This window comes from Paraburkholderia ferrariae NBRC 106233 (assembly GCF_000685035.1).
GTDB lineage: Bacteria > Pseudomonadota > Gammaproteobacteria > Burkholderiales > Burkholderiaceae > Paraburkholderia > Paraburkholderia ferrariae.
In genome coordinates, this window is the sequence record NZ_BAYB01000030.1 from 17,175 (window position 1) to 33,611 (window position 16,437).

Below are 16,437 nucleotides of genomic sequence, written 5' to 3' on the forward strand. Positions count from 1 at the left end.
CTTACTTCACTGCACCGAGCGCGAGCCCCTTCACCATATACCGCTGCAGCCAGGCAAACACCACCGAAACCGGCAGCGTGGCGGCGAGCGTGGCGGCCATCACGAGTTGCCACTCCACGGTGTACTTGCCGGCCACCATGTCCGTGACCTGCACCGTGAGCGTCTTGTTCTCGGGCGAGCGAATCAGCGTGTACACCACCGCAAACTCGTTCCAGGCGCTGATGAACGTGAAGATCGACGTCACGACCACGGCGGGCACCGCGAGCGGCAGGAACACCCGGAACACGGCCCCGGTGCGGCTGCAACCTTCCAGCCATGCCGATTCTTCGAGATCGCGCGGCACGGTCTGGAAGTACGACGAGAGCATCCATACCGCGAAGGCGATGTTGAACGCCGCATACGAAACGATCACGCCGATTTTCGAATCGACGAGATTGCCGTCGCCCCAGGGGATCATCGCGGCGAGGCGGAACAGACCCACCACCAGCAGGATGGGCGAGAGCATCTGCGTGACGAGCAGGAACTGGCGATAGAGCCCGCGGCCGCGAAACGGAAAGCGCGCGAGCGCGTAGGCGGCGGGCAGGCTCACGGCAAGCGCGAGCGCGGTGGACAGCACGCTCACCACGATGCTGTTGCGCAGCGCCACGCCGAAGTTGGCGGCCTCCCACATGTCCGCGTAGTTTTGCCAGCGCCAGTGCACGGGCAGCCAGCGCGCCGGGTAGACGAACACTTCGGACGCGGGCTTGAACGACGTGAAGAACATCACGGCGAACGGAAACAGCACGGCCACCACGAGCGGCGAGAGCGCAAGCCAGCAGAGGAGCGAACGTTTGAGCTTGCTGTTCATGCGAGGTCTCCTTCCGCGCTGCCGCCGCGCTTTGCCTGCAACTTCAGGTAGACCACGGAGAACGCGAACAGGATCACGAGCATCACGAGCGAGACCGCCGCCGCCTGGCCGGGGCGGCCCAGCCTGAAGCCCAGTTCGTAGAGATAGGTCACGAGAATGTGGGTGCTGTCGTCGGGGCCGCCCTGCGTCATGACCCAGATGATCGGAAACGAATTGAACACGTAGATCACGTTCAGCAGGATCGCCATGTTGATGAACGGCTTGAGGAGCGGCAGCGTGAGCCGGCGGAACTGCTGCCAGGCGCTTGCGCCGTCGATGCGCGCGGCCTCGTAGATGTCGCCCGGCACCGACGAAAGCCCGCCCAGCAGGATCGTGGTGGTGAACGGGATCGAGACGAGAATGCCCACCGCGATCTCGACAGGGAAGGCGTATTCGGGCGTCGCGAGCCAGTGGATCGGCCCCGAGGTGAGGCCGAGGCGCTGCAGCGTGACGTTGACCATGCCGTAGTCGTCGTTGAACGCCCAGCGCCACACCACGGCGGTCATCGTGAGCGAGACGGACCAGGGCAGCATGATGATCGTGCGCGCCACGCCGCGGCCGTAGAAGTCCTGGTTGAGCACGAGCGACACCGGCACCGAGATCAGCACCGTGCCCGTCACCACGAAGAAGGTCCAGATAATGGTGTTCTTGAGCGCCGAGAGGAACACCGGGTCGCTCAGCACGCTATAGAAGTTCGCAAGCCCGCTGAAGTCGCGGATCTGCCCGAAGCGCGAGACATCGTGCAGCGCGTAGTACACGATGTTAAAGATAGGATAGCTGATGATGAACAGCGCGAGCACCAGACTCGGCACGATCAGGAGCCAGGGCGCGCGGGGCACGGCGACGGCACGGTTGGAGCGGCTCATGCGGTTGGATTCTGGAGTTCGGTCGGGAGCGCCGCCCGCAGCCTGACCGGCTGGCTGCGCTTGGCCCGAGTGTTTCAGGGGACCGGAAGTCATGTCGGTGGGTCGTCGTGGCGCGTCGGAACATCGGCACAGTGAAACGACTTCGGCGGCCCGGCGCGCGCTTTCTACAGTGTAGAACCTGCGCGCGCGCCGGGCCGCTTTCCGGCCTTCAGGCGACGCTTACTTGCCGAGCGACTTGTTGGCCTCGTCGGCGGCCTGGTTCAACGCGTCCGCCGGCTTCGCCTTGCCGAGGTAGATCGACTGCATGGCGTTCGTCACGGCCTTGGCGGTGTCTTCCCAGCCCGTCACGGTCGGCGCGAACTTCGCGTGCGGCAGCAGCGCGACGAAGGCCTTCGTGTCCGGATCCTGGAAGGCCGGGTCGGTCGCCTCGGCCTTCGTGGTCGGCAGGAAGCCTTCCGTGCTCGTGAATTCCACGCGCGGCTGCTTCGTGAACAGGAAGTCGAGGAACTTCCACGCTTCCTTCTTCACCTTCGAGTTCTTGAACATCATGATCGAGTCGGTCACCGCATAGGTGGCCGGCGTCGTGCCCACCGGGATCGGGTCGATGCCGTACTTGATGTTCGGAGCTTCCTTCTTCAGCTGCTTGGCGAGGAACGGTGCCGAAATCATCATCGCCACGCGGCCCTGCTTGAAGAGGTTCTGCACGTCTTCGCGGCTGTAGCCCGTTACGCCCGGCTCCGTGAGGCCCTCGTCGATCATCGTCTTGTAGAGCGTCGCGGCCTTGATGCCGGCCGGCGAATTGAACGCCGCCTTGCCGTCCTTGCCCACCACGTCGCCGCCATTGGTCCACAGGGCGTAGTAGAAGTACACGTCGGTTTCGATTTCCTTGCCTTGCAGGCCGAAGCCGGCGATGCCCTTGGCCTTGAGCTTCTTCGAAGCGTCGATCACGTCGTTCCAGGTCTTCGGACCGTTCGGATAGCCGACCGATGCGAGCATGTCCTTGTTGTAGTACAAGGCGCGGGCCGAAGCGGCGATCGGCAGGCCGTAGATCTTGCCGTTGATCTCACCCGGGGCGAGGAACGGGCCGATGAAGCGCGCCTTGAAGGCCGGGTCCATGTAGCCGTCGAGCGGCTCGGCAATGTCGTCCTTCACGAAGTCGAGCAGCCAGCGCGTGCCGATGATCGCGAGGTCGGCGTTCGCGCCGCCGGAGATATCCGTTTGCAGCTTCTGTTGCAGCGAGTCCCAGTTCACGTCTTCGATCTTGATCGTGGTGCCGGGATTGGCGGCCTCGAACTCCTTGGCCATTTTTTCGAAGTACGGCGCGGTCGCGTCGCTGTAGTGCGCGACGGTCACGCGGACCGTATCGGCGTGCGCCGCGACCGTAATGCCCGCGAAAGCGAGCGCAACGGCGAGCTTGCCAAGCGTGGTGGTTGCTCGTTGCTGAAACGACATTCTGTCTCTCCTAAGGTGGTTGTTCCTGGCTGTTGCAGGTTATTGCCGCCGCCGTGGCCCGATCGCCGGGTTGCTTTGTTTGAAAAAATCCTACAGGATGAAAAAAAGGTTGTCACCTGGGAAACGCGATATTGTTTTCCGGTCGGTGTTTTGCCTAACATGCTGTAAAACAGGGGAATTCCTGCGTTGCAACAGGCCGCGCAGTGCTCGTTAACCCGAATGTCGCCGTGCATCATGCGGCGGGTCTGTTGGAAATTTACAGGTCTGGCGGCGCGGCTGGCGGACCGTTTCGGAGAGCCGAACATGAGCCGGGTGGTGCTGGTGACGGGCGCGGGCGGCGGCATAGGCCGCGCGCTGTGCAAACGCTTTCTCGACGCGGGCGACACCGTGCTCGCGCTCGACCGCAACGAGGCGGGGGTCGAAGGGCTCGTGGTGGAATTCGGCGGCGCGCACCTCACGCCGCTCGTGGCCGACGTGAGCGATGCCGACGCCCTGGCGGGCGCCGTGGCGGCGGGCGTGGCCGCGCGCGGGCCGGTGGACGTGGTGGTGGCGAACGCGGGCGGCGCGCTCGGCACGACGCTCGCGCATACGGACGCCGCGAAGTGGCGGCGCGACGTCGAACTGAATCTGAACGGCGCCTACTACACGGTCGAAGCGGTGCGCCAGTCGATGATCGGCCGGCGGCACGGGGCGATCGTGCTGATCGGCTCGGTGAACGGGCTCACGGCGCTCGGGCATCCCGCATACAGCGCGGCGAAGGCGGGGCTCGTGAGCTACACGAAGGCGCTGGCCATCGAACTGGGCCAGTACGGCATCCGCGCGAATCTCGTGTGCCCGGGCACGGTGAAGACGCCCGCATGGCAGGCGCGCGTGGACCGGCATCCGCAGATTTTCGAAGAACTGAAGAAGTGGTATCCGCTCGGCGACGTAGCCGAGCCCGGCGACATTGCCGACGCCGTGCAGTTTCTCGCCTCGCCGCAGGCGCGCGTGATTACGGGCGTGGCGCTGCCGGTGGACGCGGGCCTCATGGCCGGCAACCGGATGATGGCTAACGAGCTGACACTCGATCCGCTCTAAGCCGCCTTCAAGGCATCGACGAACCCAGCAACCTGCGAACCGGCAGACGAATCAGCGTAGCACACCGAAACGATTCGGGCGCGATGCGCAACCAGCGAACGAGGACAGCATGGCAGCGGTACAACTGAACGGCATCTACAAGCGCTACGGCGAGACCCAGGTCGTGCACGGCGTCGATCTGGCGATCGAGGACGGCGAGTTCGTCGTGCTCGTCGGCCCTTCGGGTTGCGGCAAGACCACGCTCATGCGCATGATCGCGGGTCTCGAAGACATCAGCGGCGGCGACCTCACCATCGGCGGCACGCGCGCGAACGGCCTGCCGCCGCAGCAGCGCAACGTGTCGATGGTGTTCCAGAGCTACGCGCTCTATCCGCATCTTTCGGTGTACGACAATATTGCGTTCGGCCCGCGCATCCGCAAGGAGCGCGAAGACGCGTTCAGGCCGCGCATCGAAGCCGCCGCGAAGATGCTCAATCTCTCGAACTATCTGGAGCGGCTGCCGCGCGCGCTTTCGGGCGGCCAGCGCCAGCGCGTGGCGATGGGGCGCGCCGTGGTGCGCGAGCCGGACCTTTTCCTCTTCGACGAACCGCTCTCGAATCTCGACGCCAAACTGCGCGTGCAGATGCGCACCGAAATCAAGGCGCTGCACCAGCGCCTGCGCAACACGGTGGTCTATGTCACGCACGACCAGATCGAGGCGATGACGATGGCCGACCGCATCGTGGTGATGAACTCGGGCCGCATCGAGCAGATCGGCCGGCCGCTCGATCTTTATGACAAACCGGCCAACCTGTTCGTGGCCGGCTTTCTCGGCTCGCCTTCGATGAACTTCGCGGCGGGCACGGTGATGAGCGACGCGCGCGGCACCGCGCTCGTGCTCGACGACGGCGTGCGCATTGCGATTCCCGAAGGCCGCGCCGCGGCGGGCGCGCGCGTGACGCTCGGCGTCCGCCCGGAACATATCGAGGCGGCCGGCGACGTGCCGTTCGCCGTCGAGGTGATCGAACCGACTGGCGCCGAGACCCATATGTACGGGAAAATAGGCGGTTCCACCTGGTGCGTCACCACGCGCGCCCGGCCGCAGGTCGAGCCGGGGCAGCGCATGACGCTCGGTCTGCCTTTCGCGCACCTGCATCTGTTCGACACGGAAAGCGGCAAGCGGCTCGATTGAGACTGAATACGACGAACGCGTCGGGCGCCTCGGTCCATTCATGGGAATTCAAGCTTGCCGGTCTCCAACCTCATCCATCACATCCGCAACGTGGCCGAGTCGCTGAGGCCCGCCGAGCGCAAGGTCGCCGGGATGGTGCTCTCGGACATCGACTTTGCGATGCGCGCGAGCATCACGGAACTCGCGCAGCGTGCGGACGTTTCCGAGCCCTCGGTCACGCGCTTTTGCCGCGCGGTGGGCGCGCACGGCCTGCGCGACTTCAAGATGCGCCTCGCGCAGAGCGCGGCGGGCAGCGTACCGTACGCGGCGGCGAGCGCCGGGGTGGAGAGCGGCGATGAGATCGGCACGCTGCTCGACAAGGTGACCGAATCGGTCGTGCAGGGCGTGACGCTTGCGCGCGCCTCGCTCGACCCCGCCGTGTTCGAAGCCGCCGTGGCGGCGCTCGGCAGCGCGCGGCGCGTCTACTTCTTCGGCGTGGGGGCGGGCTCGGGGCTCGTCGCGCAAGATGCGGCGCTGCGCATGCTGCGGCTGGATCTTGCCGCGAGCGCTTTTACCGACGCCCATCTGCAACGGCTCTACGCGGGCCTGCTGGAACCCGGCGACGTGGCGTTCGCGATCTCGCAGTCGGGGCGCAGCGTGGAAGTGAACGAGAGCATCCAGATCGCGAAGGAGCGCGGCGCGACCACCATCGCGCTCACCAATGCGGGCTCGCGGCTCGCGTGGGTGGTGGACATTCCGCTCTTGCTGCGCGTGCCCGTGGCCGACGAGCCGCATGCGCCCGGCGTGTCGCGCATTGCGCATCTGGCCGTGATCGATGCGCTCGCGATAGCCGTCGCGCTGGGTCTTGGGCCGAAGACGCTCGAAAAGATGCGCGACGCCCAGGCGCGCAGCGACGGCGAAAGCGGCGCCATGCCGGAAGCGGCGGGCGACGCGCCCTGAGCCTCGCGCGCGCCGCCGCTGCGCTCAGGCTGCCTGGACGCGCGGCGCGAGCTTCACCGGCATCGTGTCGGGCACCATCGTGAACTGCTGGACCTCGTTGATCTTCGCGGGGTCGATCGTCAGTTCGAGCGTGAATTCCTTCATCAGCATCGAAAGCGCGAGGCGCATCTCCACCGTTGCGAGATGGCGCCCCGGGCACACGCGCGGCCCCGCGCCGAACTGCAGGTAGGCGCGCACGTCGTGGGCGCCTTGCGGCTCGCCCTCCGAGGCATCGCGCTCGTGGCGCCGCAGCCAGCGGTACGGATCGTAGCGCTGCGGGTCGGCGAAGTTCTTCGCGTCGAGCATGGCCGGGCGCGAGATGAAGAACATGCGCGTGCCCTTCTTCAACGCCACGTTGCTTACCGTCACGTCTTCCAGCGGCTCGAACGAATGGATCGATGCCACGGGGCGCAGGCGCGTGGCTTCGATGCAGACGGCTTCGAAGAGGTCGAGGTCCTTGAGGCTCGCGTAGTCGGGGCACACGGGCGCGTCGCCCAGCACGCGCCGCGCTTCGTCGCCCAGCGTGGCCTGCAGGGCCGGGTCGGCGGCGAGGTAAGGCATGGTCCACGCGATCGAATCCGCCGTGGTGTCTTCGCCGGCCAGCAGCAGCGTGAGCACGTTCGCGGCGATGTGCGCATCGGTGATGCCCGAGGCGGGCTCCTGCTGCTGCACGAGCATGGCTTCGAGCAGATTGCGCGGCGTCTCCGAAGGGTCGTCGCGCATGCGCTCGCGCGCGCGTTCCATGGTGGCGCGCACGTAGCGATGGACCTCGGCCAGCGACGCGTCCAGCTTGCAGTCGCGCGGCAGCTTCACATAGCGCCAGTACGGAAAGAGCGCGTTGATGCGCGACATCACGCCCGGGAGGATCTGCTCCAGATGCTCCTGGATCACGCCGTGATCGCGTTCGAGCGTGCGCGGGTCTTCGCCGAAGGCAAGCGCGCTCGTGACGTCGATGGTGTAGCGCTTCAGGTCTTCGGTCATCTCCACCGTTTCGCCGCGCTGCGCCGCGCGCAGCCAGCGCGCGCGCAGGCGCGCGGTGATGTCGGCGAGCGTGGGGTAGAAGGCCTTGATGTTCGGAATCGAGAGCGCCTGCATGACGAGGCGCCGCTGCGGCTCCCATGCCGCCCCTTCGGCGGAGAAGAGGCCGTTGAAGCCCATTTCGCTGAACACCGCTTCGACCGGCTGATAGCGGCGATAGCGGTGCGGGCGCTCGCGCATGATGCCCTGGATCACTTCGGTGTCGGTCCAGACCGTGATGGGCACGCCGGCGATTTCGAAGCGGTACGGCGCGCCCAGTTCCGCGGCCCACTGTTCGAGGATGCGGTGCAGGCGCGGCGGCGAAAGCTGGAGCAGGTTGCCGAGCAGCGGCAGGCCGCGGGGGCAGGGCAGGTCGGCGACGCTGCGCAGCGTCGTGCGGGGTCCGGCGGATACCGTGCTCATGGTCGGGTCCTGGGGCTTGTGCATGAGGTTGCGTGGCGCGTTGCCGAAGAGGCGCGGCGCGCGTCGCGCTAGTGTGCATCAGGCGGGCGTTTCGTGCCGGGTGCGAACCTGCTGCGAGGTGTGTGGCGAGGCTACTGCCGGGGGGGGCTGCGAGGCTGTTGCGAGGCCGCTGCCAAGTCGATGAAAGGCCGATGCAAAGCCACCCGATGCCGCCGCGATGCAAGCGCCGCCGCGGCGGATCGAGCGCGATCATAGCGGCGTCGCGGCCGCGCCTTCCATGTACCCGAAGCGCCGCGAGAGCCGCTGCGCGGCGGCCATCAGGTCCTGTGCGGGGCGGCCTTCGGGCGCGGTGTCGAGGACGCCCGAAGGGCCCATCAGCGCGAGCACGAGGCACACGCTGCCGGTGTGATCGAAGACCGGCGCGGCCAGCGTGGCGATGCCGGGCACCGGCTTGTCGAGCGCCGTGTCGAGGCCCGCTTCGCGGATCGCCGCGAGCCGTTCGCGAAACGCCTTCGTTTCGCCCGCGCCGGGACGCGCGCCCGCGAGCCGCAACGCGTCCTGTTCGAGCAGTTCGGCGCGCACTTCGTCGTCGAGCCACGCCGCGAGCACGCGCCCGATGGCCGTGTTGACGAGCGACATCACCGTGCCGGGCCGCAGGCTCACATGGAGCGGCCAGGCCGATTCTTCGAGCCGCACGACCGTCGGGCCGAGCGGTCCCGGCACGGCCAGCGCCACGCTCATGCTCGTGGCGGCGGCGAGGCCCGCGAGTTCGGCGTCGGCTTCGCGCACCGGGGAAAGCCGTGCGAGGCCGATCAGCCCCAGTTCGAGACCGAGCGGGCCGGCTTCGTAGCGGCCCGCCGTGTCGCGCGCAACGAGGCCGATTTTCTGCAGGCTCACCAGATGGCCGAACGCTTTCGCACTCGCCATGCCGGCCGCCGCCGCGAGGTCGCGCAGCGCGAGCGGTGTGCCGGCCGCCACGAGGGCCGCGAGCAGTTCGCCCGTCACGTCGAGCGACTGGATGCCGCGTTGCGGCTTGCCGGCGGCGCTCTCGTCGGGCTGTGTGCCGGGTGCTGCCCCGGCTTGCGCGTCGGCCTGTATTGCGGTGGCGGGCGGTGGGCTTACTCGGGGCATGTCGGGTTCGGAGTCGGGGCAAAAGGCGTGGCGGGAACGGCGGCGCCGATCGCTCCGGCGGCATCGCGCAGCGCGCGCACCACGGCGCCCGATGCGCGCACGTCGAGCGTGCCGCTCGCACCGATGGCGGTGAGCGTGACGCGCAACTCGCCCGCCGTGTCGAGCACGGGCACGCAAACGCTGCTCACGCCGGGACTGGGCGTGTCGATCGCCAGTTCGAAGCCGCGCTGGCGGATGGCTGAGAGCGTGGCGGCGAATGCCGTATCGGCTTCGGGTTCGGGCGCGGTGTCGTGCGCGGCTCGGGCTTCGCCGGCGTAGGCCGGCTGGGCGGCCTGGCTCGCCCACATCGCATGCAGGGCCGCGGGCGCGAGGAACGCGCAGAACACGCGGCCCGTTGCCGTGCGCCGCAGCGACATCACCGTGCCCACATGCAGGTTCACGTGAAGCGGCAGGCTGGCATGCTCGTAGCGCACGATGGTGGGCCCCTGCGGGCCCGCGATACACAGCGCCACGCTGCAGCCGAGCGCGTGCGCGAGCGCTGCCGCACGCGGCACGGCTTCGCGCAGCGCGGGTTGCTGCGCGAGATGCAGCAGCCCGAGGCGCAGCGCGAGCGGCCCCGGTTCGTAGCGGCCCGAGAGCGCGTCGCGCTTGATGAGCCCGAGACGCGCGAGGCTCACGAGATACGCGTGAGCCTGGCCCGACGGCAACTCGCCGCTGGCGGCGAGGTCGCTGGGTGCGAGCGGCGCGCGCGCGTCGGCCAGCGCGCGCAGCAGGCGGCCGGCCACCTCCACGCTCTGGATGCCGCGCTGCGTGCGTCCGGCGGCGTCGGCGCCGGCATTGCCGATGGCTTCGGCCGCGTCCACGCGTTCGTTGCGACGTCTGTTCACATCGGGTTCCGCATTCGAAAAGGGGTCCATGTTAACCGAACTTGCCCGTGCGGCTCGCCGCCCGGGTGTATGGCTTTCGTTAAACAATAGCGAGTAATCTCGCTATTGACAAATGAAAACATGGCGGCCTACTATGCTCTCACCCCGGCATAACTTTGGCTGGATTCAATTCGAAACGGGGCGAGACACAACGGACTGGCGCCATCGCGCCCGGTCCCGCCGCGCTTCGCCCCGCCCCGTCCCACAAGCACCACGAGCCCCACGGGTCCACGACCCCGGCCCCCTCGATACGGAGACTCACCATGGCAAAGGCGTTCGCATCCCAGGCCGACCTCGAAGAGAAAAAGGTCACGTTCACGCAGCTTTCCGAAAACGCCTACGCGTACACCACGGAGGGCGATCCGAATTCGGGCGTCGTGATCGGCGACGACGGCGTGCTGATCGTCGATACCACGGCCACGCCGGCCATGGCGCAGGACCTCATCGCCAGGATCCGCAGCGTGACCGACAAGCCCATCAAGTACGTCGTGCTCTCGCACTATCACGCGGTGCGCGTGCTGGGGGCCTCCGCGTATTTCAAGGAAGGCGCGCAGCAGATCATTGCAAGCCGCGGCACCTACGAAATGATCGTCGAGCGCGGCGAGGCCGACATGAAGTCGGAGATCGAGCGCTTCCCGCGTCTTTTCGCGGGCGTGGAAACCGTGCCGGGCCTCACGTGGCCCACGCTCGTGTTCGAGAAGGAGATCACGCTCTTCCTCGGCAAGCTGGAAGTGAAGATCGCGCATCTGGGCTCGGGCCACACGAAGGGCGACACGGTGGTATGGCTGCCCTCGCAGAAGGTGCTGTTCTCGGGCGACCTCGTGGAATACGACGCCGCGTGCTACTGCGGCGACGCGCAACTGGCCGAGTGGCCCGCCACGCTCGAAGCGCTGCGCGCGCTGCAGCCGGGCAAGCTCGTACCGGGCCGCGGCCCCGCGCTCCTCACGCCCGAAGAGGTGAACAAGGGTCTCGACTATACGAAGGACTTCGTGACCACGCTGCTCGCGCAGGGCCGCAAGGCGGTGGAGCGCAAGCTCGACCTGAAAGCGGCCATGGCGCTCACGCGCGAGGCGATGGACCCGAAGTTCGGCCACGTGTTCATCTATGAGCACTGCCTGCCGTTCGACGTGTCGCGCGCGTATGACGAGGCGAGCGGGATCACGCATCCGCGTATCTGGACCGCGCAGCGCGACAAGGACATGTGGGGCGCCCTGCAGGACTGAACGAAAGGCGACAGGGCAGGAGACACAACAATGATCGACTATCAAACGCTGACGTTCGCCTACGCGCGCTGCCACGAGCAGGGCGCGCAGGCCGAACCGCGCGTGCACGCCGTTGCCGTGGTGGGCGCGGGGCCGGTGGGCCTTGCCACGGCCATCGACCTTGCGCAGCAGGGCATATCCGTGGTGCTCGTGGACGACGACTGCACCCTTTCCACCGGTTCGCGCGCCATCTGCTTTTCGAAGCGCTCGCTCGATATCTTCGACCGCCTCGGCTGCGGCGAACGCATGGTCGAAAAGGGCGTGAGCTGGAACGTGGGCAAGGTGTTCCGCAAGGACGAGCTGGTTTATACGTTCAACCTGCTGCCCGAGAGCGGGCATCAGCGGCCGGCTTTCGTCAATCTTCAGCAGTACTATGTGGAGGGCTTCCTGCTGGAGCGCGCCCGCGAATTGCCTAACCTGGAGATCCGCTGGAAGAGCAAGGTAACGGGGCTCGCGCAGCGCGGCACGCCGGGCACCGAAGGCGCACACGTGGCGCTGGACGTCGAAACGCCGGACGGTCCCTATGAACTGCTGGCGCGCTACGTGGTGGCCTCGGACGGATCGCGCAGCCCGCTGCGCCAGCTGATGGGTCTCGACAGCCAGGGGCGTACCTTCAAGGACCGCTTCCTGATTGCCGACGTGAAAATGGAAGCCGACTTCCCCACCGAACGCTGGTTCTGGTTCGATCCGCCGTTTCATCCGAACCAGTCGGTGCTGCTGCATCGCCAGCCCGACAACGTCTGGCGCATCGACTTCCAGCTAGGCTGGGACGCCGACCCCGTGCTGGAAAAAACGCCCGACCGCGTGATCCCGCGCGTGCGCGCGCTGCTCGGGCCCGATGTGAAGTTCGAGCTGGAATGGGTGAGCATCTACACCTTCTCGTGCCTGCGCATGGCGCGCTTTCGCCATGGCAACGTGCTGTTCGCGGGCGACTCGGCGCACCTCGTTTCGCCGTTCGGCGCGCGCGGCGCGAACAGCGGCTTTCAGGACGCGGAGAACCTGGCCTGGAAACTCGCCGCCGTGCTGGAGGGCCGCGCGTCCGACGCGCTGCTCGACACCTACGCGAGCGAGCGCGAATACGCAGCCGACGAGAACATCCGCAACTCCACGCGTTCCACCGACTTCATCACGCCCAAGAGTGCGGTGAGCCGCGTGTTCCGCGACGCCGTGCTCACCCTCGCTCGCGAACATGCGTTCGCGCGTCAACTGGTGAACAGCGGGCGGCTTTCGGTGCCGGCCGTGCTGAGCGAGTCGTCGCTCAACACGGCGGACGAAGATGCATTCAGCGGCCCGATGGTGCCGGGCGCGCCCTGCACCGATGCCCCCGTGGCGGATGCGCAGGGCAATGCGGCGTGGCTTCTTCCGCAACTCGGCGACTGCTTCACAGGACTCCTGTTTTGTGCGGCGGGCGCCGTTCTGGATACGCAAACGATTGCGGCACTCGAATCGCTCGCAAAAAGCGCTGTGCCGGCAAAAATCGTTGCGGTGCTCCAAGGCGACGGTGCCGCACCGGCAGGGCTGCCGGCCAACGCGGCTATCGTGCGCGATGGTGCCGGACTCGCTTCGCAACGTTACGACGCGCAGGCAGGGACGTTCTATCTGGTTCGCCCGGACCAGCACGTTTGCGCGCGCTGGCGTCGCGCCGACGCGGGCCGCGTGGCGCAGGCGCTTGCAAGAGCGCTGTGCGTGCAAGGCACGGCATAACGGCAGGCGACCCGACCGATCGAACACAAGCAGGAGACAAGCATGCTCAACACGCAACCCAACCTTGCCCGGCCCGACGACTTCTATGAAGCGCTGATCGACATGCATCGCGATCTGGACGACGTGCAAAGCCAGTCCGTCAACGCGCAATTGATCCTGCTGCTCGCGAATCATGTGGGCGAGCACGAGACCTTGATGGAGGCAATCCGCTACGCGCGCGCCGGCGTGAGCGTACCCTCGTCGAACGGCACCGCAGGCAAGCTCGCGGCATGAATATCAAGCACTTATTCACGCGGCAGCATTGAACGCATGGCCGGCGCAAGCCGGCCATGAAGCGTTTCCTTCAACACATCATTTCCTTTGTCCCCTCCGCCTGCGCTTACGCAGGACTTTCGCCGCGCTTACCTTGCCGTCCCGCATGCGGAATGATTAAAGAGCGCGAGCCCCAGCGCCGCTTACGCGTTCGTAGCAGGCACCGGAACCCGTGCATTAGCCCTTGTCGCCCTCGCGATGCACGGGCTGCGTTTCCTTCAGGCTCTTCGCAAGCCGCGAAGCTTCCACATAGCCCGGATTCGCGGGCCGCTTGAGGTAGCGCCCTGCGCCGCGGCGCGCGCGCAGATCGCCATTGGCCCAGACCAGTTCGCCCTGCGAGAGCGTGTGCGTGGGCACGCCGCGAACCGTCATGCCTTCGAACACGTTGAAGTCCACGTTCTGATGGTGGGTCTTGACCGAGATCGTCCGCGTGGCCTCCGGGTCCCACACGACGACGTCCGCATCGGCGCCGGCTTCGATCACACCCTTGCGCGGGTAGAGGTTGAAGATCTGCGCCGCGTTGGTTGACGTGACGCGCACGAATTCGTTGGGCGTGAGGCGTCCCGTGTTGACGCCCTGATCCCACAGCACGGCCATGCGGTCCTCCACGCCGCCGCATCCATTCGGAATCCTTGTGAAATCGTTGCGGCCCATGGCCTTCTGCGAAGCGCAGAACACGCAATGGTCGGTAGCGGTGGTATGCAGCAGGCCGCCTTGCAGCCCGCGCCAGAGCGCGTCGCGATGCTCCTTCGTGCGAAACGGCGGGCTCATGACATGCGCGGCCGCGCGCGTCCAGTCGGGGTCGCGATACACGGCTTCGTCGATCACGAGATGCCCGGCCAGGACTTCGCCGAACACGCGCTGCCCTTCGCTGCGGGCCCGCGCGATGGCTTCGAGCGCATCCCTGGCCGAAACGTGCACGATATACACGGGCACGCCCAGCACCTGGGCGATGCGGATCGCGCGATTGGCCGCTTCGCCTTCCACTTCGGGCGGCCGCGAGAGCGGATGCGCTTCCGGCCCGGTGAAGCCGCGTGCAAGCAACTGCCGCTGCAACTGGAACACCAGTTCGCCGTTTTCCGCATGCACAGTCGGCAGCGCGCCCAGTTCGAGCGAGCGCGCGAAGCTGTTCACGAGAATTTCGTCGTCGGCCATGATGGCGTTCTTGTACGCCATGAAGTGCTTGAAGCTGGAGACGCCGTGCTCGTGCACGAGCAGCCCCATGTCGCGATGCACGCTCTCGTCCCACCACGTCACGGCCACGTGAAAGCCATAATCCGCCGCGGCTTTTTCGGCCCAGCCGCGCCACTCGCGGAACGCCTCCATCAACGGTTGTTTGGGGTTCGGAATCACGAAGTCGATGATCGACGTGGTGCCGCCCGCAAGGCCCGCGGCGGTGCCCGTATAGAAGTCGTCGCTCGCCGTCGTGCCCATGAAAGGCAGTTCCATGTGCGTGTGCGGGTCGATGCCGCCCGGCATCACGTACTGGCCGCCCGCATCGACCACCGTCGCGCCCGTGGGGGCCTCCAGTCCCTCGCCCACGGCCAGGATCGTGCCGTTCTCGCACAGCACATCCGCGCGCCAGGATTTGTCGGCGTTGATGACGGTGCCGCCTCGAATCAGGATCGCCATGATGCAATGTCTCCTTCGGTTAATGCTTCGAACAGATAGTGAGCACCCCTATGCGCTAGCAATGCTCGGGCGCCGGCTCTTGCCGAGCTTCATCAGCACGCCGTAGACCAGCGCCGCGATCGCAAGCCCCACGAACCACGCATAGGTGTAAAGGCCCTTGAACGCGTCGGGCACGGAAGGGAACGCCGTGGGAAACGCGGTATTCAGAAAGCCGGGCAGATTCGGCAGCACGCCCGCGAGGAGCGCAATCACGGCGGCCGGATTCCAGCCGTTCGTATACGCATATTCGCCGCTCTCTTCGAAGAGTTGCGCCGTATCGAGCCGCGTGCCGCGAATCAGGAAGTAATCCACCATGAGAATGCCGGCCACGGGGCCGAGCAGGGCCGAATAGCCCACGAGCCAGGTGAAGATATAGCCTTGGGTGGTGGCGAGAATCTTCCACGGCATCATCACGATGGCGATGGTGGCGGTAATCATGCCGCCGGCCTTGTACGAAATGCCCTTGGGCCACAGGCTCGAAAAATCGTAGGCCGGCCCGACGAGATTGGCGGCGAGGTTGCAGCACATGGTGTCGAGCGTGAGGATGATGAGCGCGATGCCCACGCCGACGCCTTCCATGCGGCTCGTGAGGTCGATGGGGTCCCAGATGGCCTTGCCGTAGATGACCACGGTGGCCGAAGTCACCACCACCGAAACCACCGAAAGGAGCGCCATCGGCACGGGCAGGCCCAGCGCCTGGCCTGCAAGCTGATCTTTCTGCGTTTTCGCGAAGCGCGTGAAGTCGGGAATGTTGAGCGCCAGCGTAGCCCAGAAACCCACCATGGCCGTGAGGCTCGGCCAGAACGTGGCCCAGAAGAGGCCCGCCTTCTTGCCGCCCGCCACGAATTGCGAAGGTTGTGCGAGCATCGAACCCACGCCGCCCGCCTTCGAACAGGCCCACCAGACCAGCGCGACGCACATCACGACCTTGACGGGCGCGGACCAGCTTTCGAGCCAGCGGATCGAATCCGTGCCGTGCAGGATGAAGTAGAGCTGCAGCACCCAGAACAGCAGGAAGCAGGCGCCCTGGCCGATCGAGATGCCGAGGAAGGGCAGCGCGTCGCCCACGAGCGCGTTGTGCGTGAGGATGTTGGCGAGCGTGTAGATCGCGCTGCCGCCCAGCCACGACTGGATGCCGTACCAGCCGCATGCCACGATGGCGCGCAGCAGGGCGGGCAGCTTCGCGCCCTGGGTGCCGAACGAGGAGCGCACGAGCACCGCATACGGAATGCCGTACTTCGCGCCCGCATGGCCGATCAGCAGCATCGGCACGAGTACGATGCTGTTGCCGAGCAGCACGGTGAGCACGGCCTGCCAGGGCGACATGCCCTGCTCGGTGAGCCCGGCCGCGAGCATGTACGAGGCAATGTTCATCACCATGCCCACCCACAGGGCCGCGAAGTGATACCAGCGCCACGTGCGCTGTGCGGCGCCGGTGGGCGCGAGGTCGTCGTTGTATAGCTCGCTTTCGCTGCGGCGCGCGCTCGCGTCGCCGGGTACCGCTGGCTGGCTCATGATGCGGGTTCTCCGTGGCTTGTCGTTGGGTTCGTGGGTATCGGGC

The 16,437-nt window shown here is 66.7% G+C and carries 14 protein-coding genes; 6 read left to right on the forward strand and 8 right to left on the reverse strand.

Annotated elements, in window-relative coordinates; genetic code table 11:
• Position 1: 1 nt before the first annotated feature.
• From BFE01S_RS27570 to BFE01S_RS27580, 3 genes are all read right to left on the reverse strand, one after another.
• Positions 2-847 carry a carbohydrate ABC transporter permease gene (locus BFE01S_RS27570; RefSeq protein ID WP_028228276.1) on the reverse strand — a complete coding sequence of 282 codons (846 nt, stop codon included), beginning with the start codon at positions 845-847 and terminating at the stop codon, positions 2-4.
• Complete coding sequence (locus BFE01S_RS27575; protein WP_028228277.1) at positions 844-1,752, reverse strand: carbohydrate ABC transporter permease; 909 nt, start codon at positions 1,750-1,752, stop codon at positions 844-846. The genes BFE01S_RS27570 and BFE01S_RS27575 overlap by 4 nt, the downstream gene beginning before the upstream one ends.
• 219 nt (positions 1,753-1,971) lie before the next feature.
• Positions 1,972-3,204: an ABC transporter substrate-binding protein gene (locus tag BFE01S_RS27580; RefSeq protein WP_028228278.1), complete on the reverse strand. Its 1,233-nt coding sequence runs from the start codon at positions 3,202-3,204 to the stop codon at positions 1,972-1,974.
• A gap of 303 nt (positions 3,205-3,507) precedes the next feature.
• Here BFE01S_RS27580 and BFE01S_RS27585 point away from each other — a divergent pair, with 303 nt between their 5' ends.
• The 3 genes from BFE01S_RS27585 (at position 3,508) to BFE01S_RS27595 (ending at position 6,391) form a co-directional block, all read left to right on the forward strand.
• Positions 3,508-4,281 (forward strand): SDR family oxidoreductase, encoded by a 774-nt coding sequence (locus BFE01S_RS27585; protein WP_028228279.1) that lies wholly within the window; start codon positions 3,508-3,510, stop codon positions 4,279-4,281.
• Positions 4,282-4,390: 109 nt separating this feature from the next.
• Positions 4,391-5,452, forward strand: coding sequence for an ABC transporter ATP-binding protein (locus BFE01S_RS27590; protein WP_028228280.1), 1,062 nt, complete (start codon positions 4,391-4,393; stop codon positions 5,450-5,452).
• Positions 5,453-5,506: 54 nt separating this feature from the next.
• Positions 5,507-6,391 carry a MurR/RpiR family transcriptional regulator gene (locus BFE01S_RS27595; RefSeq protein ID WP_028228281.1) on the forward strand — a complete coding sequence of 295 codons (885 nt, stop codon included), beginning with the start codon at positions 5,507-5,509 and terminating at the stop codon, positions 6,389-6,391.
• Positions 6,392-6,415: 24 nt separating this feature from the next.
• On the opposite strand, the gene BFE01S_RS27600 is transcribed toward BFE01S_RS27595, so the two are convergent.
• The 3 genes from BFE01S_RS27600 to BFE01S_RS40420 form a co-directional block, all read right to left on the reverse strand.
• Positions 6,416-7,870: a cytochrome P450 gene (locus BFE01S_RS27600; protein WP_028228282.1), complete on the reverse strand. Its 1,455-nt coding sequence runs from the start codon at positions 7,868-7,870 to the stop codon at positions 6,416-6,418.
• Positions 7,871-8,119: 249 nt separating this feature from the next.
• Complete coding sequence (locus BFE01S_RS40415) at positions 8,120-9,001, reverse strand: IclR family transcriptional regulator (RefSeq protein ID WP_084170194.1); 882 nt, start codon at positions 8,999-9,001, stop codon at positions 8,120-8,122.
• Positions 8,989-9,918 (reverse strand): IclR family transcriptional regulator, encoded by a 930-nt coding sequence (locus BFE01S_RS40420; RefSeq protein WP_084170195.1) that lies wholly within the window; start codon positions 9,916-9,918, stop codon positions 8,989-8,991. The genes BFE01S_RS40415 and BFE01S_RS40420 overlap by 13 nt, the downstream gene beginning before the upstream one ends.
• A 272-nt stretch (positions 9,919-10,190) precedes the next feature.
• Between BFE01S_RS40420 and BFE01S_RS27615 the strand changes: the two genes are divergently transcribed.
• From BFE01S_RS27615 to BFE01S_RS27625, 3 genes are read left to right on the forward strand one after another with little or no spacing between them, the layout of a single operon-like run.
• Positions 10,191-11,150 (forward strand): MBL fold metallo-hydrolase, encoded by a 960-nt coding sequence (locus BFE01S_RS27615; RefSeq protein ID WP_028228283.1) that lies wholly within the window; start codon positions 10,191-10,193, stop codon positions 11,148-11,150.
• Between the two features lie 30 nt (positions 11,151-11,180).
• Complete coding sequence (locus tag BFE01S_RS27620; RefSeq protein WP_028228284.1) at positions 11,181-12,893, forward strand: FAD-dependent oxidoreductase; 1,713 nt, start codon at positions 11,181-11,183, stop codon at positions 12,891-12,893.
• Between the two features lie 42 nt (positions 12,894-12,935).
• Positions 12,936-13,166, forward strand: coding sequence for a DUF2783 domain-containing protein (locus BFE01S_RS27625; protein WP_042338771.1), 231 nt, complete (start codon positions 12,936-12,938; stop codon positions 13,164-13,166).
• Positions 13,167-13,382: 216 nt separating this feature from the next.
• On the opposite strand, the gene hydA is transcribed toward BFE01S_RS27625, so the two are convergent.
• The gene (hydA, locus tag BFE01S_RS27630) at positions 13,383-14,837 is read right to left on the reverse strand and encodes a dihydropyrimidinase (RefSeq protein WP_028228286.1); all 1,455 of its coding nucleotides are present in this window, start codon (positions 14,835-14,837) and stop codon (positions 13,383-13,385) included.
• 48 nt (positions 14,838-14,885) lie between these two features.
• Positions 14,886-16,391, reverse strand: a complete 1,506-nt coding sequence (locus BFE01S_RS27635; protein ID WP_028228287.1) for an NCS1 family nucleobase:cation symporter-1 — start codon at positions 16,389-16,391, stop codon at positions 14,886-14,888.
• Positions 16,392-16,437 lie beyond the last annotated feature (46 nt).